The 23,844-nt window shown below is 44.2% G+C and carries 11 protein-coding genes; 7 read left to right on the forward strand and 4 right to left on the reverse strand.

Going from position 1 to position 23,844, the window contains the following annotated elements; translation table 11 throughout:
- Positions 1-84 precede the first annotated feature (84 nt).
- The 4 genes from LNTAR_RS05290 to LNTAR_RS05305 all read left to right on the forward strand — a co-directional run bounded on the left by LNTAR_RS05290 (position 85) and on the right by LNTAR_RS05305 (position 12,198).
- A complete protein-coding gene (locus tag LNTAR_RS05290; RefSeq protein WP_040914287.1) occupies positions 85-4,776 on the forward strand; it encodes a chitobiase/beta-hexosaminidase C-terminal domain-containing protein in 4,692 nt (1,563 codons plus the stop codon).
- A gap of 65 nt (positions 4,777-4,841) precedes the next feature.
- Positions 4,842-8,897 carry a LamG domain-containing protein gene (locus LNTAR_RS05295; protein WP_040914288.1) on the forward strand — a complete coding sequence of 1,352 codons (4,056 nt, stop codon included), beginning with the start codon at positions 4,842-4,844 and terminating at the stop codon, positions 8,895-8,897.
- 441 nt (positions 8,898-9,338) lie between these two features.
- A complete protein-coding gene (locus LNTAR_RS05300) occupies positions 9,339-10,703 on the forward strand; it encodes an alpha/beta hydrolase (RefSeq protein ID WP_007277612.1) in 1,365 nt (454 codons plus the stop codon).
- 43 nt (positions 10,704-10,746) lie between these two features.
- Entirely contained in the window at positions 10,747-12,198 is a 1,452-nt protein-coding gene (locus LNTAR_RS05305) for a Kelch repeat-containing protein (RefSeq protein WP_007277613.1), read from the forward strand.
- Between the two features lie 115 nt (positions 12,199-12,313).
- On the opposite strand, the gene LNTAR_RS05310 is transcribed toward LNTAR_RS05305, so the two are convergent.
- The 3 genes from LNTAR_RS05310 to LNTAR_RS05320 are packed head-to-tail and all read right to left on the reverse strand — an operon-like array spanning position 12,314 to position 19,079.
- Positions 12,314-13,999, reverse strand: coding sequence for a hypothetical protein (locus LNTAR_RS05310; RefSeq protein WP_007277614.1), 1,686 nt, complete (start codon positions 13,997-13,999; stop codon positions 12,314-12,316).
- On the reverse strand, positions 13,996-16,509 hold the full coding sequence (locus LNTAR_RS05315; RefSeq protein WP_007277615.1) for a hypothetical protein: 2,514 nt from the start codon (positions 16,507-16,509) through the stop codon (positions 13,996-13,998). The genes LNTAR_RS05310 and LNTAR_RS05315 overlap by 4 nt, the downstream gene beginning before the upstream one ends.
- 2 nt (positions 16,510-16,511) lie before the next feature.
- The gene (locus tag LNTAR_RS05320; RefSeq protein ID WP_007277616.1) at positions 16,512-19,079 is read right to left on the reverse strand and encodes a hypothetical protein; all 2,568 of its coding nucleotides are present in this window, start codon (positions 19,077-19,079) and stop codon (positions 16,512-16,514) included.
- A gap of 120 nt (positions 19,080-19,199) precedes the next feature.
- Between LNTAR_RS05320 and LNTAR_RS05325 the strand changes: the two genes are divergently transcribed.
- Positions 19,200-19,997 (forward strand): hypothetical protein, encoded by a 798-nt coding sequence (locus LNTAR_RS05325; RefSeq protein ID WP_007277617.1) that lies wholly within the window; start codon positions 19,200-19,202, stop codon positions 19,995-19,997.
- Positions 19,998-20,008: 11 nt separating this feature from the next.
- Here the strand turns inward: LNTAR_RS05325 and LNTAR_RS05330 are convergent, their stop codons facing one another.
- Positions 20,009-21,652 (reverse strand): hypothetical protein, encoded by a 1,644-nt coding sequence (locus LNTAR_RS05330; RefSeq protein WP_007277618.1) that lies wholly within the window; start codon positions 21,650-21,652, stop codon positions 20,009-20,011.
- Positions 21,653-21,792: 140 nt separating this feature from the next.
- Between LNTAR_RS05330 and LNTAR_RS05335 the strand changes: the two genes are divergently transcribed.
- A complete protein-coding gene (locus tag LNTAR_RS05335; protein WP_007277619.1) occupies positions 21,793-22,761 on the forward strand; it encodes an acetylxylan esterase in 969 nt (322 codons plus the stop codon).
- Positions 22,762-23,025: 264 nt separating this feature from the next.
- Positions 23,026-23,805 carry a type II secretion system protein gene (locus LNTAR_RS25185; protein ID WP_007277622.1) on the forward strand — a complete coding sequence of 260 codons (780 nt, stop codon included), beginning with the start codon at positions 23,026-23,028 and terminating at the stop codon, positions 23,803-23,805.
- Positions 23,806-23,844: the final 39 nt, after the last annotated feature.

Here is a 23,844-nt window from a genome sequence, read left to right on the forward strand (position 1 = left end):
TACTATATAGAATACATAAATATTTCGGGCTACTACTGGAGTCTTTTTGCTGTAGATAAAAAATAATAATTAGACTGGAGACTCATGAAACTCATCACCACCCTATCTATACTAAGCCTGATGCTGTCCTCACTTACTTCCTGTTCGGCGGCGCAGGACATTCCACTCGTACAAGGCTTCCCCGATGGGGAATCAGTATTGAATAAAACGTCTGTCCCACACCAACAGCCCGAACCACAGTTGGTTTATAAGAATAAGGGTTATCAAATAGATGTCTTGAGTAAGGTACCAAAGGTAGGCATACACCCACGCGTACTAATGAGCCCTGCAGATGTACCTCGCATTCGTCAAAATATCGAAAAGAATGCTTTCAGTAAAATATTTTGGGAGCAATACATTCTGCCAATGGTTATGGACACCAAGAAGGGTGAGATGAAACCTATCTCCAAGGCACGCATTGATGCCGCCGCTCTCTACGCCTTGGTTAAAGATGATGCCGAATACGGCAAAAAAGTGGCTACCGAGTTGGTTAAACAAGCCCAGAAGGTCAGCGAACTTTTTAAAGAAAACGATGCCACCAAACCCTACTGGGATAACTGGTGGATAAGCGGAACACGAGACAAGGTGAGCAAGGTGGCCCAAGCTTATGACTTTGTTTACAATTTTATGACTGATAAACAACGGAATGCCGTGCGCGCCGTGATCGCCCAGGCCACCGCTGGTCGTTATAATCATGGTATGGAACTACCTCGTTCGTGGCGCACCTGGAACTGGCCACAGTTTTCGCAAAACATGGTCAACGATGTTTTGGCTATCGAAGGTGAAGAAGGTTACGACCCTCGTATTTTAGAGGTCTGCCGCGAAGCGGTGACCGATTTCCAGACTTATAAGATTGGCCCCAATGGCTGGGACTTTGAGTCCACTGGCTACAACGGCCTGGCCTATGGCGGCGGCGGTGTACAATCATTACACGCCATCGCACGCCGAACCTCGCCAAGTATTCTTACCCACCCGCATCTTCAGGCCAAAATCGCGGCACTTGTCGCCCAGCAAGCCACACCCACCGGCACTTGGTATGGTCGCGGTGATGCCGCAGGTGGCCCACCACAACAGGAGTTCACACATTTGATGCGCGCGGCTTATCCCAATGATCAGCGCTGGCAGATTCAATGGGTCAATTCATTTGGTGTGAAATTATTATCAGAAGGCAAAATTAATAAGAAATCCTACCATCTTCTACGCAACAGCCTTGGTTTACCAATGTTGCTTTTTGCTGTTGATCAAAATATTGATCCCGATGCACTCTGGAATAAAAACAATGGCCCCCTTACATTCGAATCCCCCACTCGTGGTTACATGGCCACCCGCTCGGGTTGGGATGCCAAAAACGATATTCACCTCACCTATGCATCTTATACCAAAATGCGTGATACGGGTCATGACGGTCCCGACGCTGGAACCTTCTCTCTTGCAGGACAAGGTGAAAACTGGACCCGCATAGGTGATAAATATCACAAAGAATCAGCCTGGCGAAATTATATTGCGATTAATGGCGGCGGCATGAAGTACGGAACCGCCCCCGGCCTATGGCTACCCACGGTTGATAAAAAAATGGCCACCAGCGCCCGCAGCGATCAGAGTTACGCCTTTTCTTGGAGGATACAGAATGGCCGTTACAACGTTCTCTATTCACCGATGTTCGAAGAAGATCCCTATAACTATCTCAACACCTGGGCCCGCAACAACGCGCGCAGATTACGCGGCTCTGAGCCCGATGCTACGCCCTTTTCGCGTGAGTTCTGGAGCATGGCCAGTACAAACTACGGCCTGTGGAACGGTGAAGATCGCCACCCCACCCGTCGTATTGAAAACCTACCCGTTGAGCGAGCTTTTCGCAGCGTGACCATGGTGCGAGGTGATCATCCCTATGTTCTCACCGTCGATGACATTCAAGTTGATGATCAGAAGCAACTCTACACCTGGTTGATGACTTTGACCGGACAAAACGAGGTTGTCTCTAAGACCAAAGACTTGCATAAGGACTTCCCGCAGATCATTCTGCGTCGCGCATCCAAGGATGGAGCCAAATTACAGAAGGGTGAGCCTCTTATGTTAGTACGGGTCCTGCAGCGTAATTTTGACGGCTTCCCCACTATTCGCCTCGATATCGATCAAGGTGAGAGTGGTAACAATCAACGCATCATTGTCCCAAGTATGAGTGTAGCTCCAGATTTTAAGGTCCTGCTCTATCCGCATCGCCATGGTGATCCCTTGCCTATCACCAAATGGAACGCTACTAAGACCAGTCTAAGTGTCGATATAGCTGGTCAGTCTGATCGTATTGATTTTGCATCTGCGTATGTTGACCGCCGACCTATGGGTGGCCATGGTGAAGAAACCTATTATACGATTACTCGCGATGACTCTACCATAATAACCGTTGGCGGTCCCCCGTCTCTGCCCCGCCCCATAAGCCCGGCGAAAGATTTTATCGACAGCATGGAGGTCGCCTTCGAATCTCCTAACCCTGGCCAGCTTATTCATTACACCACTGATGGTAGTGAGCCAACGTCAAAATCACCTGTTTACAGCGGCCCCATCACCATCGATCGTAGCACCGAGTTTCGCGCAATTACCGTTGCCCCCGAGTGGGCCTTCGGCGATGCTAAGAGCGCTAATTACCGTAAACTGGTCAATACCGGTTTTATTAAAAACATCGCGCCCACCTATAAACAGAAGGTGAGTATCATCGACCCTAAGGCTTCTACTCCAGTGAGCATCCGCTATACCAAGGTGCCAGCCGCAGCTCCCGTCACTACAGCAGATACCGTTTCTTCTGGTATTGAACTGGCCCTCTATGAATTGCCAATCACCATGTGGCGCGGTTCAAAAATAGATCTCAAATCACCCCTGATGCCGGAGGATCTTGATAAGTTGGTACCCATTTACCGTAGCTACCAACAAAACTTGAAATTGCCGCGTATCCCCCAAACCGTAGAACAATCTAAGATGTATCAGGGCCTCTACGTGATCAGTGCTTATGTGAATGCACCGGTGGCAGGTACCTATGATTTTAGCATGCTATCCTGCGGTCCGACTAAACTCACCGTTGCAGGCAAGGTTCTAGTCGATATCCCTGGCCCATACCACACCCGCCTCACCGAGCGTCAAGGCAGGGTTATTCTTAAAGCTGGTTTGCACCGCTTAGAGGCTATTGCTGCAGATCCGATCTTCTTCACCAGCGCTACCGTGCCAGTGGTAAATTTCGATCTCAAGATGAAGGCGCCGGGCACAGTTGATTTTGTCAGCCTAGATGAGACTCACCTTTTCCGGGACAAGGACCTGGCCTTCAACATAAGCAGTAATTATGTCGAATTGGGTCAGCCACTTGTTATCGAAAACCAAGGGCATGGAGATATCCAGATTAGCCTCGATGGCGGCAAAAGCTATCAGCCCTACTTAAAGCCCCTAGTCTTCGATGACACCATCAATGTCGACCTAAAAATACGTCGTGGTGCCAATGGCCCCGTTATCGACAAGCCCCTGCATGTGATTGCCAAACTCAAGGCCCTAGAATCCCTTCCAGTACTCAAGGCCGGCATGATTCGGCGTAGCTATCTTCACAATGTTCCGATGGCACTTGGTTTCAGTTCGTCCAACCAAGGCAAACAGATCATTAGCTACCCCACCGATTCGACTGTCGATAATTTCGCAATGCTCAAACAAACCAAGCCTCAAGAGGTGCTGGCGGTTAGCGAGATGATCAACGACAAGGTTGGCGGCATCATACGTACCTACACCGGTATGTGGCGTGCGCCTGAAAACGGTGTCTATGAATTCTCCATGAACTATGAGGGTTGTAGTAAACTCGAAATCGGCGGCCTGCATGTGGCCAGTAACAATAACAAAAATGGCCGCACCGAGGGTAAGGTCATGCTCGAGCAAGGTTGGCATGAACTCACGGTAATGTTTGTTGCCGCCAGGCCTCAATTGTTCGTTAAAGGCCCGCGGGCCACAAAACCCACTCAGCTTCAGGTAAATGATTTTTTCTATGATGCTCAACTTGAACAAAAGTCGTTTACCCCCGATGTCACCGGCAAGCCAGCATCATTTGTTATGGGTGCTTGGTTTGGATCTGACGATCAGACTCAAGTCGACACCCGTTTGACCAGTGAAATATTCGGAGCCAAAGCATTAGTTGGTGAACGTCCAGGAGCCCATCAGTTCTCAGGCGATAAGAGTATGATATTAGTGCGCGATGCAAAACCAACGAGCAAGAGTTGCACCATAAGTATGTGGATCAAACCCAACGAGCTCAAAGGCATGCAGTGGTTATGGAACCGCCAGAACGTCGGTTGGGTCTATACCCAACGCGGTGGTATAGCCTTGAATCTCAAAAACGATCAGATCGGTGTAAACTATCATGGTCAGAATCGTCAGCCGATCACCGTAGGCACGGTGAAGACAGGGATTTGGCAACACCTGGCTATGACTATTGACGCCAAACCCGGTGATAAGACTCAGGTCGAGGTCTGGCTTAATGGCCAGCGCATTTACAGCGATCTATACGGCAAGGGCATCGATATTCCTGTCACCTACATGGAATTCTTTGGCCAGGTCAACCGCCAGAATACCGAGACCCTCACAACGGGTGGGCTTGACTATGATGGGCTTAAAGATCTGTTGGGCAATTGCTACAGCGGCGCTGCCGCCGATGTGCGTTACTTCGACGCTGCCCTGCCCGATGCAGCAATCAAGGTTCTAGCTGGTAAATAGAATACAGATCAACTATAAAGAAAAATAAAAATGAAAAAAATTTTTACCAACAAGAAAGGAGAAACATGAAATTTATTACCACTAGCCTATCCATACTTACTTTTATGGCTTTTAACTGTTCAACATTTGCCCAGGCAGAAACAGCCCCGGCAAAACCTATTCTTCATTGGGCTTTTGATTCACCCTTTGAGTTTGGTTCAAAAGAATACGATTCATCGGGCAATAATCATGACGGTGAAGTCGTTTGGGATAGAATTGGTAGTACGGGTGGTATGCAATGGGCACCCGGTAGAGGTGTGTTTGGCGGTGCGGCCAACATGAAAGAAGGTGTACGTGGTTACATACGAACCCAAGGAAAACTATCACTTCCAACTCAATGGTCTCTCTCCTTATGGATTAAACCCAATGTCAGCAAGGGTCGTATTGATAGCCTTGTGTGTTTTAACTCAGATGGTAAGCGGGTATTAAATGTGAGTGGCCACAATAAAGGAGGGTTTACTCTCTCCCACCTAGTTGGGGATACAAGCCACCTATATCCCTTTGTCTTTCCCACAATGAAAAAAGACCAATGGAATAACGTAGTGGTGGTATGGGGGGCTAAGGAAATAAGCTGTTATTACCAGGGTGAACCCAAAACTCTACCCTTAAAATCAAGCTGGAATCCAGCGGTACAATTATCCATGGAATTTTCTGGGGGGAGTCATCAACATCGATCTTTCGGCTTATTTGATGAGTTACGAATATACGGCAGCGCGCTTTCTGCTGAGAAGGTCAAAGAATTAAGCCAACTAAGCTACTATGCTACTGAGAAGCGAAGTCCCATCGCCGATGGGGGAATGGGGTATACAGCATGGCTAAAAAAAGGCAAGGCCGGTTTTACCATGGCCGGTGGGGAAATGTACACAGATCAAGAAAAAGGCTCAACTGCAGGAAAGACAGTTTACCTCTGGGAAGTAGTAAAAAAACCGGCGGGAGCAAAACCTAGCTTTAAGGATGCGAGTGATCCTCTAACAAGCTTTTCCACCAATAAGGCGGGGGCTTACAAATTACGCTTAAAGACATCCAATAATTCAGGGAGCGACACCGCCCTGGTTAATGCAGCTATTTTTACTCCGGATAAGGGTCCGAAAACTACAACATTCTACGAGATGCCCGCCGATCGTTTTGACGGGCTTGTGATTGGCTCCCACTCTGAACGAATCGCAAAAATAGCGGGGAAGTCCATTGCCCCCATAGCCTACTGGAATTTTGATGCCATGCCTGAGGCAAGCTCTGTCACCATGTCCCAAGCCGCATCCATTGTTCCCGAAGGCAAGCTAGGCAATGGGTTGGCCATCAGGCCAGAGAAACGCAAAAGCGGGGTTATTGACTTTGGTTCCTTCAAAGCCCTCGCTGATGAATTTACCATCTCTTTTTGGGCGACCTCCGAAAGAGATACTCGTAGGGCGTCCTTCTTCCAAGCGAAGGGTGAGAATGGCAAGCCTTATTGGGCCATGGACAATAGCCATAATACTTCTAAGATCGCCAATCGCAGTACCTTGATGTTTGGGAGCCTTCGCTATCCCATACAGCTGGAAGGTAACTGGAATCATATTGTGATTAGTTATGGTCCAACCGGTAAGATGCGAAAGCTCTGGGTTAATGGTTGGCTGGCGGGCACCAAAGCCTATGAGCCTCTATCGAATGAAGCGACTGGGGTGCCCCAACTTATTTTTAATATCCCGGGAGATAACTACGCCTTCGAGGGCATTATCGATGAGGTGGCTCTTTATGACAAGATGCTCAATAATGAAGAGGTGCTCCAGATTTATAAGAACGGCGTTCCTTCCTTAAGCATGCGCGTGCCGGAGGATCCTTACAGTACCCGTGCCTACCCCAACTCATTTGTAAAAAAATGGTTCCCAGAGCCAACCCCTCAATATCAATTAAATGGCTTTGCAGAAGAGCGCTTTAACGGCGGAGACCTACCCGCCTATACCCATCCGCGACTTAATATGACCCTCGAGGACCTCCCTCGAATTCGAGAGGCCCTTAGTAAAACCCGGCATGGCAACAACAATCGTTCATTTATGTATACCTATGCCCGCACTATGTTTGGTTTTGACCTTGAGAATTATGGTCCAAATTCCACGGTAAGTGATAAGCCGCCAGCGGGTCAAAATCCCTTCCAGTTAAAAAATGGAGGCTATCCACAACACGATGTTGATTGGGCTGCAACGGCTCGTATTGCCTTGGCCTTAGAGGCCCTATTAACGGCCGATACAGACATGGCCCGTATTCTAATTGACGGAATGTTGGAGTCGGCTACGTTGCAACAACAGCATTTCGATTGGTATATTTCGCGCAAGATTAGTAGTTGGCAAGAAACACAGGGTATTCTCGGGCGGCGCATGACCCCGATTCTCTATGACTACCTCTACAATTTCATGACAACTGAAGAACGGGCGATTATTCGCAAGGTGTTGGCAACCGCTACCGCTGGCTCCTATTCCATAGGCATGTTTACCATGCCTGCCGGGCAATGTAATAGCTCAAATTGGCAACCATGGATTACCGGGGACATGGTGATTACACTTCAATCTATCTACGGGGAGAATGGTTTTGATCCCTCCACCTATAAAGAGGCGGTGCGGGCGGTTGAACTCTGCGCAGAGGTGATGAATGACCCCGAGTCGGGTGTTCATCGTGAAGGTATGGGTAAGAGTAACATAGCCTCTACCCAAATGTCGGTCATATCTATGATGCAGCCCAAGGGAAAGAAAATAATCTCCAGTAAGGCGATGTACAATAATATAGCCAAGTTCCGTTTCCACAATACCCTGCCCTGGGATCCAGGTACGGTGATGTATGACCAGAAAAATGGCGGTAATCATCCCTTGCCTATCGCAGCGATAAATGTACTACATTATGCATATCCGGATGATCCTATTCTCAATTTTATGAAGCACGTCATTGATTCGGGTCCTAAGAAATATATTTCATTGCGGCCGAGAACTTTTTCTCAAGAATCATGGATGATATCTGCGATCTATACCCAAGATTGGAAAGGACCTGCAGATCTGCAGGATCATCTGAAACAAGTAGTGAAAGAAACCGGCGAGCCCCTAGGATATTTTAGTGATGCCCGAGGTCATATGGTCAGTCGTTCGAGTTGGGAAGCCAATGCGCTACAGCTCTACTACGTAGCACGGGTGGTCACCGCGGGACACCAGGCGCCCATTCGGGGTTATTTTCAGGTGAACGGCCTGGGACGGCAATGGCTTACCTTTCGAAGCCGAGCAAATCACCACAGTCGGGCCAACTCTTTAGTAACCGTAGATGGTGAAGGACAGGATAACTCTGCTGTACGTACACTTCACTATAGTGGGGTAGCTAAAGACAAGAATGCTACCTTTGATAGTATGGGTAGTGACCTCACCGCGGCGTATCGTCAGGCAAATAACCCCTGGCCCAACCTTAACTACACGCGATTGAAACCAGATGCACGTCCCTGGTTTAATATGCCCTTTAAGTATCTCGTTAATTGGTATTTTGGCGATCGCCCCCAGCACCAAATTCTCGAACCCAATGAAGTTCCCTTTGACCCAAAGAACTACAGTGGGAAAAAAGAATTTGATTATGCTTACCGCACTGCCAAATTTGCGCGAGGGAAACATCCCTACATCCTTATTCTTGATGATGTCAAAAAGGATGATAAGCAGCGGGAATATGTCTGGAATGGTGCGCTCCCTGATGACTTCAAACAGAATTTGGGAGATCACACGATCACGGCTAATACCGCCATTCTCGTGGACCCCAAAGATCCAAAGCAACGTCTCTTCATAAAGGTGTTTGGTTATGAGGGAGAGGGTTCCTTTGTTCTAGAGCATTCGCTACCGACACAAGATGTTGATCGTGCGAAAATGGATCTTAATATTAAGAAGATGCCCTATAATCTTAAGTTTAAGAATGCCGCCAAAACCGCGAAATTCAGAACCCTCATCTACGCCCACAAGGAAGGGGATGAACTACCGAAGATAACTGGTGGCAATGGTCGTTACACCATTACTATTGGAGACCAGGTTGATGAATTGCGTCTGGGGAATTCACCAGGAGATAGAAGTGAGCTTAGTCGAAAATAAAATAACATCATAAGTTGTTCACCCTCCCCGCCTATATGAGGGGGGGGGATGAAAGCAATTCCTACAGGGAATGTAAAATGGCTATAGCTTTTTACTGATTCAAAAAAAGTATCATAGTTATGGCGTAGTGCCAAGTGTGGACTTTGAAGAGACGTGGATTGCATTTGACTTATTAGAATAATAGAATACTATTTATCATATGCAGAGGAGCTTTGTCAAAATGAACTATTTTTTGCTTTAACTTATTCCATTCAGCCTATTTGCCAGCTTTCCAGAGGAAATGCGTTTTCCAGTGAATCAGCTTTTCCAATATAAAGTTGAACTCTCGGTCGTTTGGCCATAGAATTATTACTTCGTGACATTAACGGAGAACTCAAAGAGAAAGAACACCATACAGTTCAGTCTGAACTCATTATAAGAAACAGTAGTAAACGGTAAAATATGAAACTTTTTTCACTTTTAATTATGTTAGGAACAGTATTACAAGCTAATGATTTACGCTATTTTGCGGAACATGATAAACGCGAGATCAAAAGTGAAATCATTGACTCAAAACATCAATTGCGCTTAATTTCCAGCTTACCTGACAATTGGCAAGAATCTGATAAACGGCCCGCATTTGTCTTCATTCACGGCGGTGGTTGGGTCGCAGGAGAACCCGAGAATTTCATCCCCCAAATGCGTTACTTTGCATCTCGCGGTGCCGTATGCTTTAGTGTAAATTACCGTTTACTCAAGCCAAAAAATTACCGTTGGAATAAAAAACTAAGTGATGAAGAGAATAAAATTAATGAGCAGAAAAAGCTCCAAGAGTTTATTGCTGGCCCCTCATTAACTGAGCTAATTTCCGATTGTGAAAAGGCCATGCTTCACATTCGTAAAAACGCCAGTTCTTATGGAATTGACCCCAAACGTCTCATTGTCATTGGCGACTCGGCCGGAGGTCACCTAGCTTCATGTATGGCTACAATTGTCAAAGCAGAAGCTCGAGCCAATGCTCTTGTTGATTGCAATGGCATTACTGACGTCACTTATGACCCTTGGATCAACAATATAAAACCCTGTAATGATCCGATTACCAAGGCTAAACAAGTTTCTCCCGTCTTCAACATTCCCACGCAGCCCATCCCAGCTCTCATCCTCCATGGTGACCAAGACTTTATTGTTGTTGAAAAAATGGCAAGGGAATTCCATAATGCCTTGTATAGCAAAGGATATTCGTCAGAATTCAAACTCTATAAAGGAGCTCGCCACGCCTTTATCGTGTACAACTACAGTGCAACTTTAGAAGAAATGACTCAATGCCTTTTAGATATTGATGCATTTGCGGTTAAACATAACTTTTTAAATGGTCAAGCAACACTCGCCATGCCCGATTATTCAGTCGCCGATCAAAAAATAATTTTACAAGCTGCAGAACTTAAAACGGGTCAAGAGTTTAAATACGCAAAAGACTTTCCTGGACAATTCACCTTAAGCCTAAAAATTAAACCCGAAAAGAAATTTCATGGTAGTCTCTTGCAACTCGCAGGTAGTTTTGGGCTTAATCACAAAGTACATAATAATGGGCACGACTTATCCAGCTGCCGCTTTCGTCAAAGAAATAAGGATTTCAAGCTCATTGCAGAGCAATGGAATGACTACCAATTAGCCGTTTTTAAAGATAAAGTTGTCATTACTTTGAATGGCCAAACAACAGAATATGAAAAAACGCTTCCCCTAGGATTCATTTCAAACACACTGATTATTGGCAAAGACTTAAAAGCCGAGATCAAAGATCTGAAATTCTATAATTACCCCTTCTAATCAATCTGAGATTTAAAATAATACGAAGAACCTAGGTATCACCATGAAAATACTCTTTTTACTGTGCTTTAGTCTTTGCCTCATGGCAGAAGATTTTGTTTTATCAAAGCAAAACAACTTTCCGGAATTTCCAATCAATATCCCTAAGCCCGCAAGTCAATGGCCCCAATCATCAAGTCAAAGAAGCTTTGATGTTTATGGCAATTATTGGACTTTAATAGATGGCGAAGTATGGCTCCTCAAAGCCAGCTCAAAACAATGGCAAAAGCTGGACAATGTGCCAAAAGGGCAATGGCAACACCTAATTAACGATGAAACTGGCAAGCTGGTCATTGCAGATGATACACAAATTTTCCGATTGAACCCTTCCAAAGTCAAACAGGGATGGAAAGATTATTCTAGCTTGACCCAAGGAGCCAAAATTACCGACCTCACCATTGCCCCTACTGGCGGTATGCTCATCGCTTGTGATAACAATAAAATCATCGAGCTCATCACCCTAAAAAAGAAAGATCACATCACTGAATATCAAACTAAGTTTAAAGTCGATAAAATTTTTGTTGATGACTTGGGCAGTATTTGGTTTAGATCCGGAAACGATCACTACATAAAAGAGTCTTCCAAAGATGCCTGGCAGCGCGACTGGAAGCTCGTCGCTAGAATGCCGAGTGGGACTCACGACCTCGGTGGTGATGTGTTGCAGGGAAAATTCTACCTAGAGTGGGCCTTAACAGGTATGTATGACTTCCCCAACCAGGGGAAATGCCATGAAGAACTCCTTAGTTTTGATGGGGAAAAATGGAAAATCGAAGCTCATTTTGGCATGGCACGTGCATATTGTGGCGTATCCCACCTCGGCAACAAAATTATTACAGCCGGTGGTGAATCCCGCGATGCAGAAGGCAAAAAAAAATATCCCCCGATTGCCCAATCCTTTGATATCGAAAGTGAAAAAATGAGTAACCTGCCCGACCTGCCTCTAGCGCTTCCTAGTGCCCTCTCATTCAACCACCAAAACCGTTATTACGTCATGGGATATGGACTAGAAAAAGAGGAACATAACATCCACTTATTCAGCATTGCTGACGGTGAATCACAATGGCAAGTCGAAAACAAGGGAGCTCTGGGCAAGGGGTCTTCCTATGGAGTTAAGCTCGAGGATAAGTTTTACCATATTGTCGACCATAAATACCTAGCTATTTTAGATCTTGGAACTATGAGCTGGACAACTATTGCTGTCCCCAATTCGCCTCGCTCTGCCGCTGTAGCTCACTATAAAGGAGAAATCTGGATCATGAGTGGCCGCAACAAAACATCTGATCGCGATGTGTATATATTTTCACCAGGGAAAAACACTTTTCGTAAGGGGCCTCAACTACCACACGGAATCATTTGGGGTACAGGCTTTAACTTAAATAAAAAGCTCTATATCACGGGAGGCGTAGACGCCAGCACATTCACTTTCAACAACGCTACTTACCAGTACCGACACTAGAGAGGCTTTAGCGTCTATACATTTATTTGCTCTAGCACTAATCAAAAGTAGCGCTTCGTCAAATGTCTCGCTACTTTATCCACATTCAGCACTGAGAACGAGGACGATTCTTCCCTTACTCGGATTTTAATATACGAAAAGTCTTGTGCACATTTTTAGCTCGGCGAACGCCCTCTCCCTTGCTTGTGCCCCACTGCCAGGCCACGACTTCTACCTCAATTGGAAATTTAGCTTTGGGAGGGATCTCGGTAAAAATGAGTTTATCCCCCTGAATAATCGCAGGACCTGAATCCACATAAAAACGCACGGGTAAACCACGATTACTTTCTGCCTTCAACGGCAACTCTTTGCTTCCCTCTTTCACGTCTTCGATATGATCAAATTTAATGGACTGAGCCACATTTGTTTTTGGTTCACCCCAGCGACTCATCTGTATTGGCTGACAAACCCCGCGTATGTTATCTGTACCTGGGTGACGAACAGCAAAGTACAATGGTGACGGCCAAGTTCGATCAATAGCCATGCAAAAGCGATTATTGCCCAAAGGCTCAAAGGCACCGCAAACCCATTCTATAGTTGGTGTACCTGGTGCTTTTGGTAATGGAAGGCCCGCCTGCTTAAATTCCGCAGGAAGTTGATCCATTACGATAGATTTTAATTCAAAAGTGATGCCGTCATCCAGCATTTTTACCACTGGAGCATTAGGATGCTTTTCTGTAGGATAATTTACATCGATGTAGGAAATCCCCCCAAAGCTGAATTTAAAAACTTCTCCATCCGTATTTGCTACGCCAATTAATTGGGATTCGGCGTCCCAATTATAATCACTTATTGCTTGAGCTTTCTTTGCTAGTTCTTTTGTGGGATACCAAAAACCTGTGCCAGTCTGATCCGCCGCAAAAGGCGTCGGGACCTGTTCTTTTCTGTAAGCAAGATCCGCACGATAAGTAGACGAAAAATCTATTGGCTTTAATTCACCTCCAGGATTTAAACGTAGCGGTACAATGGCATCGATAAATTCCGCCACATACTCAACCAAACGCTCGGAAATTTCGAAGTGTCCACTCTCGGGATCGAGCACCAGGCTGGCCGGCCAATTTCTTCTAGCTTTGGCGGTTTCTGAATAATCTTTATAAGACCTCAAGCCCTCTTTACGATCCTTCCCATTCCATATATTCGGATAATCCTTTTTGGTCTGATTCCATTCGTGTGAAGTCCCGTGAATAGAGAGTAGTGGAACTTCCCAGGCTCTGTTGGCCATCACGGGGTCCTTGAGTGCAATACCTGCAATTGAGCGTTCAGGCCGATGGTTTAGTAGAGCCTGAACCATCAAAAGGTGCCCCGATTCACCAAGGGGAATCCAGGGGACCGTAGCAAGTTCCTGATAACCCGAAACCTCCGCTAAGCGAACAAGAATCTTTTCTGCTAAGGCAACAATTTTTTCATTTTCTTTCGAGGCAAAATTATAAAAGGAGCGCACACCCCAAAAGATGGCTAAGTCATGTTTGCGGCAAACATCGCGTAATTTTTCATGTCCTACGAGTGTATGTTCAGGGGCATTGCTGCAGAGAATTAAAACGCCTTTGACTTTTTTTGTTTTTTCAGGAATCCAGAGATAAGTGACCGTATTTGAATCCTGTCCTTGTTTCCAGCCCGTCTCTTTCACCTCTACTTTAAACTGAAAAACCTGACTCACCGGTGAGCGCATAGCTTCTGGCGATAAATCTGCAGCACTTAGATTAAATATTATTACATTTAAAATACTCAGATAAAATAGAGTTAAGATCTTGTCGTTTATCATTTTATTTCAACTATATCATTACCTTGTCGCTGAACTTTAATTCGAGTCCTGCCATCTTCTGCCTCACGGAAAGTAATCAAATCCACTTGATCTGACCAAGTAAGTGTGAGCTGAGTTCTGTCTTCATTCCAGTTAACTTGCGCTTGCTCACCCCGTGGAGGATAGATAAGCGCTTTGAAGCTTGGGGCTTTAGCATGAGAATTGAACACTAACTTGGGGATAACTTTATCCGGCTGAGGAGGATTCTTACTGCGTACTTCTTTTATTTTTGGGGCATCTTCAAGACCATCTGCACTGAGCATTTGAACCACTAATTGACGGTTTTTATCGTCACTTAAAATCGCCAAATCTTTTGCCGCCTTATTTAAATTTATATCACTCGCCAAAGTCATACCCCACTCGTAATGCCTTTTTTGATCATCTTTTTGAATGTCATCTACAATGAGAATATACGGGTGCTTACCACGTACCATACCTGCCGTACGAAAAGCTTTTTTCATGGGGATATCATGCTTTCTCCATCCCGCAGAATTACTTCCACCCATACGTTGGTCATAGGGCTTTTTGAGGCTTTCATACCAATGCGGTCTCATGTCCTGAGTTAAATTATAATAAGGGTATTCCGACGGCTCTAAGCGAAATTCATTATATGAATGTGGCAACATAACTTTTTTCTTTCTATCTTCTCCCTTCAAAGGAAAGAGGTAGTTGTGGGAATAATCATAAGTTATCTTCAAGTCACTAACTGTGAAACTCGTTAAGTCATTACTCACATGATCCACACATTTACCTGGAGCAATAGACACGCCCCGCCCATCAATCATGACTGTGCTGCGATTCTTGGGCAAATACGCTTCCCTCACCTGACGCATTTTCTCGTAAATCCCCCAGTAGCGACCATCGGCATATACATTGAAATGCCCGCGGTCCGAGTACTTGTGACCACCCGGCATGGAACGATTATTATAGTGAAAGTAAAGGGCGTCAGAACTCCAGTCTGATCGCGTAATCATATTCCCCGTATCTATGCTAAAGTACGTTAAATCCTTATCTTTTGTTAAATCAGCATGCGCTTCATCCCAAGTCTTAGTATGGTCAAAAGTCATCGCAAAAATGGCTTTGCAGAAGCCATCATAAGTTGAGAAATGATGACGTAAATTAATGCGTTCAGAAAAACTGCCGTAGCCTTCTCCCATCGCACTACGATAAATAAAATCTATGGCCGGATCTTTGGGGTAAAGTTTTTTATAAACCAATATATCTGGCAAGGAAGGGATACGAGTCTTTGTTCCTCCCTGGGAATCATAGAATGTAAATGGCCCTGAAACTCCACCAAACTCTTCATCTTTACGTCCCCATGGGTTTAAAGCATGAAGCCAATATTTATTAAAAGTATTGCGAACATTTTGATTCGCAAAAAAATACTCTCCTCTTCTCGCCATAATGTAAGCTAATTCAGCCATGAGAAATTGTTTTCCCCAGCCTTCATGACTTTCTCCATCAGGAAAAATACTCAAAGAAAAGAACCACTTCATGGCCTGTACTGAATGCTGATAAGCCACTGGGTCGTATCCCTCTTCTCCTTCTATTGCTGCGAGCAAGCACACGAGTCGTGATGTCCATGAAATCCAATTACTGGAATTCGTTCGAATTGTACGCAGGTTTTGCGCACCCTGCAAAGTCATGTTGTTAGACGCCGTAACAATCGCTTTACGAACAATATCTCTTTGTTGCTGATTCATAAAATTGTACGCCCAGTCATACATCAGACCTAAGGTACCATTTTGCGATGGGTGCTTAGCAGTAACTCGGAAATCAATCCTCTTGGCTTCTGGATGTTTTTGCTTATAGGAGTCAATAGATTTCTGAATGACTTTTTGATCAATTTGTGCGATTGTCACAATAGCTTTAGCTACTTGCTTGCCACCTTCTTCATCCTGTTCAACAAGGCATCGAAAAGCCTCGTATAAAGCACCGTAAGCAATGGAAATATTCTTTTGGATCTCCACGCTCTCATCACCTTTGATTAGTGCCTGATACCCTGCTGTAGTAGGACTGCCTTCTATCCGAATATTATTGTTCAACTCTTTTTTGATTGCGACCATAATCTTCTGGCCAGGGACAGTGTTTTTCAATCGTTCTCTCAATTCAGGTAATTCATCTGGTCCAAAGAAAACCCGTGGGTGCACCCCCGGTTCAGGTACTTTGCGCACGCTATTAGGATCAAAACCGGTAAAATCATATTTTAGTGTGTATGGCTTAGAAAAATACTGCTGAATTTCTTCAGCTGTATAAGCGAAATTATTTTGCTCTTGTAGCATGTTACCATCGAGGGTTTCCTCTACTTCCAACACCTCACCCTGCACCATTGGGACATCGATCTCAAACAGGGAGGTGTCTGGTTTTAATTCAAAATTCTTCACTTCCTCTTTTTGCGATTGTTTTGTTGAGTTTTCGCATGCACAACAAAATAAAACAATAAAACCAATGCTGAATATTCTACTTATCATAATTAATCTACCTCGCTGATTATCTTTCCATTACGTTCAATTACTATTCGTGTACGGCCATCATCTGCTTGACTAAATGACAGCTTATCTTTTTGATTTTTCCATTGAATTTTGACTTCAGTCTTGTCATTATTCCACTCGATTTTTGGTAGTTCGTCACCTTCATAATGAGGAAAAAGCAAAACTTTGAACTTAGGTTCTTTACTAAAACTGGGGATGACTAATCGTTTGGTCAGACCATAACTTCGTCCCTCGGGCCACTTTCTCGCTTCTTTAAACTCCGCTGCTTCGAGTCGTATTTCTGGGTTGTGAAAAACATCTTTTGGGATACTTCTTTCAAGTACTTTAATGTAGAGCTGTGAAGCTTTCTTTGGCCCCTTGCGCTTAAAAGTATAAGTAAATCCCCCTTTAATTAACTCTGTATTTGAGCCCAATAAAATTTCATCTGTATCAATAGAAATGAGCTCTGTATCAGGGTCAAACATCATATTCCAATCATAAGTATGCGCTTGATCATCCTTTTTGATATCATCCATAATAAGCACATAGGGATTGGCTCCCCGAATAAGGCCAGCCGTTCTAAACGCTTTCTGCACTGGATTAAAGGGCACGCGCACCGGGCGTGAATATTCATCCCACATTCTCGGATCACCCTTTTCGAAACCACTCCAATACTTTTCAATTTGTGGACTGCGATCAATATTAGCTTTCCAATCAAAATCGGGATTATCTTTTAACCACAAATCTGTATCCTCTACAAACCTTGACCATCTCGCGTATTTTCTACGCGACTTATTCTTGTCCGTAAAACCTGATAAAGTTGGATGAAAATACCAATCATAGGCGTACTTACTATCGCATACACCAAAGGTCGCGTGCTCATTATCAACTAAACTTATCCACTTGCCCGGAGGCGCAAAGTAACCCTGGCCTTTATAATCGATCGTCACCACACTATGGTGACGACTTTCTATTCCTCTAAAATGTTCTGTCCCCCAGGTCTTTCCTGCTCCAGTGATAGAAAATATGCCTCGGTCAGCATGCTGGTGATTGGGCGCAAAGGAATCTGCACGGCATTCAAAGTTGAGCTTCAACATCTTTGGCCCCCAAGAAGAGCGAGTAATTAATTGATTGCGTTCAGGATCAAAATGAGTGAGTTCTAAGCCAAGATTGGCTCCTTTCTTATAATATTTAAGATCATTCTTGGGATCCACCGCAAAAATTGTCCGAAAGAGCATTAGACCCTTATCAGTTTCAGGATCTTCAGAACCCGCTAGTGTTTCAGCTAAAACATAATCCGCTAGTTCGCTGTCTGGATAAGCATTTTTAAACATCAAGGCCGTTAAATCGAGCACGCCATCATTGCCACCGTCACCATGACTTAGGAAGCGACCATTCTCACTCTGTACTGATTGCGCGTACCACTCTAGAGATTTGTACCAATTGTCTGTATTCCAAAGATTATCGCCATTGCGGGCAAGCGTCACCATGGCGGGCATCAACCAGCGTAAACCAAATTGTGTGTAGGCAATCGCCTCACGAGATGCGCCTTTTTCCGACCAACCATAAGTCAGGTAGTCATTGATGAGTTCGCGCGCATGCTGATAAACTCGTGCATCATTGCCCTCTTCTCCAAGTGTGGCCGCTGCAGAACTAAGTAAACCACCGGAACCAATGGCTACCCAATTCCAATTACGAAAATGATGCGGCATGTGGGAGCCCATGGTCGTCTTGCCATTGATAAATGAGTTGATGGTCTGACGACAAGTACTGCGTTCAGTCACATTCATCCATTTAAAATTAAAGTCGTAAGCATAAACGTAAAAGGGGTCTCCATCAAAGGCCTTTCTTCTACCGCTTCGCCAAACATCAGAGTTCAGCTCCCCATTGGGGTGCATCTGATTGCCATCATCATTGATTATAGGGCTTGCACTTTGTTTTGTGCCATCAGCCTCGGCATCCATGGCATCAAAACGAGCCTGATAAATCTTTGCGAGGGTCGCAGTAGCCTTGGCCAGTTTTTCACCACGTTCTTTGTCGTTTTCAATTAAGCAAATGAAGCTATCAAATAACAAGGGGTAGACAAATGAATGACGGTGATGATAAGAAGTGATCGGTCCCTTCCCTGCATTTTTGTAATCAGCCAGCAATGCAGCCGCTTTTTCCACATCTCCTGCTGCTAGGGCATTTAAAGTATTTGAGTAAGCCGTTCCTTCGGCACTCTGAAGCGCAATACGCCTTTTCATATTGGCGTAGGACTTCGTGCCCATTCGAGTGTTTTTTATACGCTCTTGGATTTTTGGAATATCTTCCTCAGAAAATAACAGGCGGGGATGAATTCCAACTGCGGGTGCTTTGCCAAAGGCATCGGGCATAAAACCTTTTTCTTGGCCAACTCTCTGAATATCCACCTCAGGTGATTCAGGCCACAAGTACTTGCCATCGAGTATTTCTTCTGCAGTTAATTCATCAGGCAGGACTCCCCGTGAATTTTGTGCATTTACTTGCCAAACGCTAATTAAATTTATACTAACTAAAAATATGAAAGGAATTTTTTTCTGAGGTCTCATAAATCATCCAATTATTAAAAAATTTTCAAAAATCACATTGCAAATCAAAAATCACATTGCAAATCAAAAATACATATACAGTATTATATTATGTATTACAATTTAAAAATTTGATTATTTATGAAATTACTTTTATCTACATTCTTTTCATGGCTTTTACTCTCCTGCTCCTGTAATGACAAGGCTACTTTTATTTCAGAAACAAAAGAAAGTAAAACCAATTTTAATACCTTAATGGTCGATACATGTACTGAAGATTGGCAAGAAAACTGGTTCCTGGACTCAATTGATTCTTCGGTAAAAAACACAACTGATGGGATGATTTTAACTGCAGGACCAGATCCGGATGATAATGGTCAATCAATGGTCTTGTGGACAAAACAAGAATTTGAAGGAGACATAAAAATAGAATACGACTTTACTCGCCTAGACAATTTAGACAGAAATATAAACATACTCTATTTTCACGCTCGTGGCATTGGTATGGGGAAGTATAAAGAAGACATCTCCAAATGGAATCATCTCAGGACCAAACCTCGTATGCCTATATACTTTCTCAATATGAAGCTCTATCACGTTTCATACGCAGTTAACCGCTATGACCTTGAGGGAGAATACCTGAGAGCTCGTCGCTACCCATCAATATCCGATAAAAAATTTAACAAAAGCACAGAAATACCAGGCACCTACTGGAATACTGGACTCTTTAAACCCGGTGTAAAATATAAGCTCTGTTTTGAAAAAAAGGGAATGACTCTAGGTATGAAAGTAAGTGGGCCTGAACTTGAAAAGGAATTTTCCTGGGAACTCGATAATTTTGCTGAGCTAAAACAAGGACGAATTGGACTTCGCCTCATGTCAGGCCGCAGTACTTTAATATCCAATTTTAAAGTTTCTAAAAAAGAAATTATGAAATAGAACAATGATTTCTAAGGCTGCTTGATGACAAATGATTTTTTTATACTTGCTGCCGTTTGAAACTGCGACTCACTAAATCTACCCCATTGATAGGCTGCCACCGTGATCTTCATTGGCCATTTGGCTTTGACTGGGATTTTCGTGAAAATGAGTTTATCACCCTTGATAATGACTGGGCCTTCGATGACACAAAAGCGAACGGGCAGCCCCGAGTCACTCACGGCCTTTAGGTCAAGTGATTTGACACCGTAAAGCTGATCGGGAATATCATCAAAAAGTATCTTTTGTTCTTTTCCTACTTTATTTATTTTGGGAACTGCGACTCTGATCACTTGTTCAGCATAAATGTATTTTTCATCACCGGAGTGATAAGCCATAAGTTTTAAGTCAGCTCCTTTATTCAAAGAAAAACGGTTGTGCCTAAGACGAAAGCGATTATCACTCAATTGTTCTGCACTTCCCATGGCACGAAAGCGAACCTTGCCAGGTGCATGTCCAATCGCATAAGGTTCTTGAGGATGGGAGTAAAGCTTAGGTGCTTGCTCTAAAAATCCCGCCTGCAAATCAAAACTTATACCATCCTCAAGTGGCGCCAGTTCGATGCTTTGCATCCAGGACTTGGTCAGTAAGTTGCCATTTTTGTCGGCACCAGTAACAAGCTGTAACTCTTTTCCATCAATTAGACCAAAGGCCTCATTAGCTCGAGCTAATTCTTCATCTAGATGCCAAAACGCCATGCTCGGGTCACCTTTGTAGTCATTATACGCAGCCGTCGGGTAATGAGCTTTGCTGATTAAGTTAGTATCTGTTAACCAGCCATCTTGAACTTTGATGGTTTTTAACTTTGGCATTTGCCTTAAAGGGGGCTTAACAGGAGGAATCCTCGCCCTTACGGCCTTATCGATAAAGAGTGCCACGTAATCGGCAAGCTTATCATCCCAATTCCAATGACCCGCACCCGGGTGTACTAAAACACTACCAAGAAAGTTTTTGCGCTTAGCGCGAAAAGACAAAATGTCTGCACGGCACCAACGCCAATGATGCTCGGCGCCATAATCGGGATCCATTGTTTCAAATTGACCCGTAATACACAGGCTTGGAACTCCATTGAGTTCCGCTTTTTTATTGTGTTCCGGTGGCGATATGGGCGCTGCCCTCAAGCCTATAACACCAAAGCAACGCTCAGGCTTATCATAGGCCATTCTCCAAGCCCAGATTGCCCCACCACTGTGTCCAAGACTCAGAAATGGTGCTTGAGCTAATTCAGAATAAGCTGATTTTTCGGCAAATTGACTCAGTAAATCATTAAACTTCTTATAGCCCTCACCTTCCTTGCCAAAGCCATCGTAGCCGAGTCCACCGCGACCCACGTGGATAATTGCCAAATCATTACGAGTACACACTTCGCGAATTTTTGGATCTTCAAAAGCCATTTGCTCAAGAAAAACATCCTGACCATAGAGCACGCCTCGAACGTATTCACATGATGGGGGAATCCATAGAAAAGCTTTGCCTAATCGCCCGTGTTTATCTTGAGTATCTAAGGACCATTGCCACACGGCAATTGAATCATGGCGATCCAGGTCGTGGGGTTCCTTTGAATAAACCGAACTCGCCAAATTCATTAGGACCATAAGTAATAATATTTTTTTCACCGTTCTCTCCTATAGACTCAAGTTTAATTATTCACTAAATTTTAAGAACAAAAGTACTTGAATGTATTATATAAAGTATTATATATTTTACAAATGAACCCTCAGTTGCGTTTAAACCCTTAGCATTAGTGAGCTTTATTATGCCTGCCTTTGACTTTCCAATTGAAAAACTCCAAAATTATATGGGCTCCAGCCCCTGCCCTGATGACATAGATCAATTTTGGGACCGCAATATCGCCGAAATGAAGGCGCTTGATCCCCAAGTCGAACTTATTCCCTCAAAACTTCAGTTCCCAAATGCCCAGGCCTTTGAACTCTACTTCACTGGTGTTGATGGCGCTCGTATTCACGCTAAATACCTAAGACCTAAAAACATCTCCAAGCCCATTCCCGGTGTTATCGAATTTCACGGCTATGGCTACCACTCAGGTGAATGGTCGGAAAAGCTTTCCTGGGTCAATTCTGGCTTTGCCATTGCTTCCATGGACTGTCGTGGTCAAGGAGGCAACTCACAGGATTCCAGTTCGGTCTTGGGCAACACACTCAAGGGACACATTATTCGTGGCATTGATTCAGGGCCCGACGCCCTGCTCTTTAAAAAGATCTTCCTGGACACAGCCCAGCTCGCCAATATACTCATGTCATTAGACGAAGTCGATGAAACTCGTTTGGCCGCCATCGGAGGATCACAAGGCGGTGCTTTAGCTCTCGCCTGTGCAGCCCTAGAACCTAAAATAAAACTCTGTGCGCCCCATTATCCTTTCCTCTGCGATTATCAGCGCGTCTGGAACATGGACCTCGACCAAAATGCCTATGAGGAACTGCGCAATTACTTTCGCTACCACGACCCACTCCATCAAAGAAAAGAACAAGTATTTAATACACTGGGCTACATTGATATCCAAAATATCAGCAAGCGCATCAAGGCAAAAACCTTCATGGCCTGTGGCCTCATGGATCAAATCTGCCCCCCTTCCAGTCAGCATGCTGCTTACAATAAAATAAGTGCAGAAAAAGACATCGTTTATTACCCAGACTTTGCTCACGAGCGTCTTCCAGGCTGGGCCGATAAAGTTCACCAATTCATCTTAAGTCATATTGATTATTAGAGTATAAAATGGCAATAACATGGATGTCTGGGGCTATTTAAAAGATATAAATCGGTTGAATGGATGTTGGACACTTACAAATATCTACGTGATCGCGGCGCCAAGCTCTTGCTCAATGTCAGTCCAAGGCCCAACGGGGAACTCCCGGAGTCTACCTACCAGCGCTTGCAAGAAATTACAGGAAAGCTTTGATAAAATCACTCTCATTACTTGAAATTTATTGAATCCAATATTATAATACATATTAAAATACATGGAGACCTTGTGAAAAATAAAACATTTACCCTGATCGAAGTTCTTGTTGTCGTAGCTATTATTGGCATCTTAGCTTCTTTACTCATGCCCTCATTAAAGAAATCTCGTGAATCAGCTAGAAGAGCTATCTGCCTTAGCAATCTAAAGCAACATCACCTTGCTATTCAACTCTATACAGAAGATAACGACCAATATCTCCCCTCAAATTTCAGTGATCCCAATAATGTTTTTTTAAAGCAAATAGCTGTTTACATGGGAACAAGCCGTAAAGGCTATGAATGCCCTAGCGTCTACGAAGGTAAATTTGGTATTGATTCAGTTGAAACCGTAACTCTTGCTGACGGTAGAGAGTTGACTGCCCTTAAGACTTATTATGAAAATTCTTTCCGCTATGGAGACAATCCCATTAGTAGCGGCAACGCCGGCCGTATAGCCGTGGGACTTTTCAAATACAATTATCATAATAAAATCACGGCAGTTGACTCCTCCACCATTGCCATGCATGATTACGTCAGAAACTGGAGTCCAACTCAATCCACCGCAGAAGGAATAGCCGGTGCTAGTGATGGTCGCGGAGTCAGTATGGGCAATCACCTAAATGAAGGTGCAAATTCACTACATATTGATGGCTCAGCAAGTTTTATCAAAACCAATACTTGGATGTTTCATGACGAATATAAAGTCACCAATACGACTAGTCAGTGGTATGAAAACGTAGGTAACTTTGGCGTTTTCAACGCTCACATTCAACCACCTGGTACGAGGTTTTACTGGAACCCCAACTATTAATTCTTTCAAGCTTCGGCTTACGGAAAACCCAATCAAAAT

It is taken from the genome of Lentisphaera araneosa HTCC2155, assembly GCF_000170755.1.
Lineage (GTDB): Bacteria > Verrucomicrobiota > Lentisphaeria > Lentisphaerales > Lentisphaeraceae > Lentisphaera > Lentisphaera araneosa.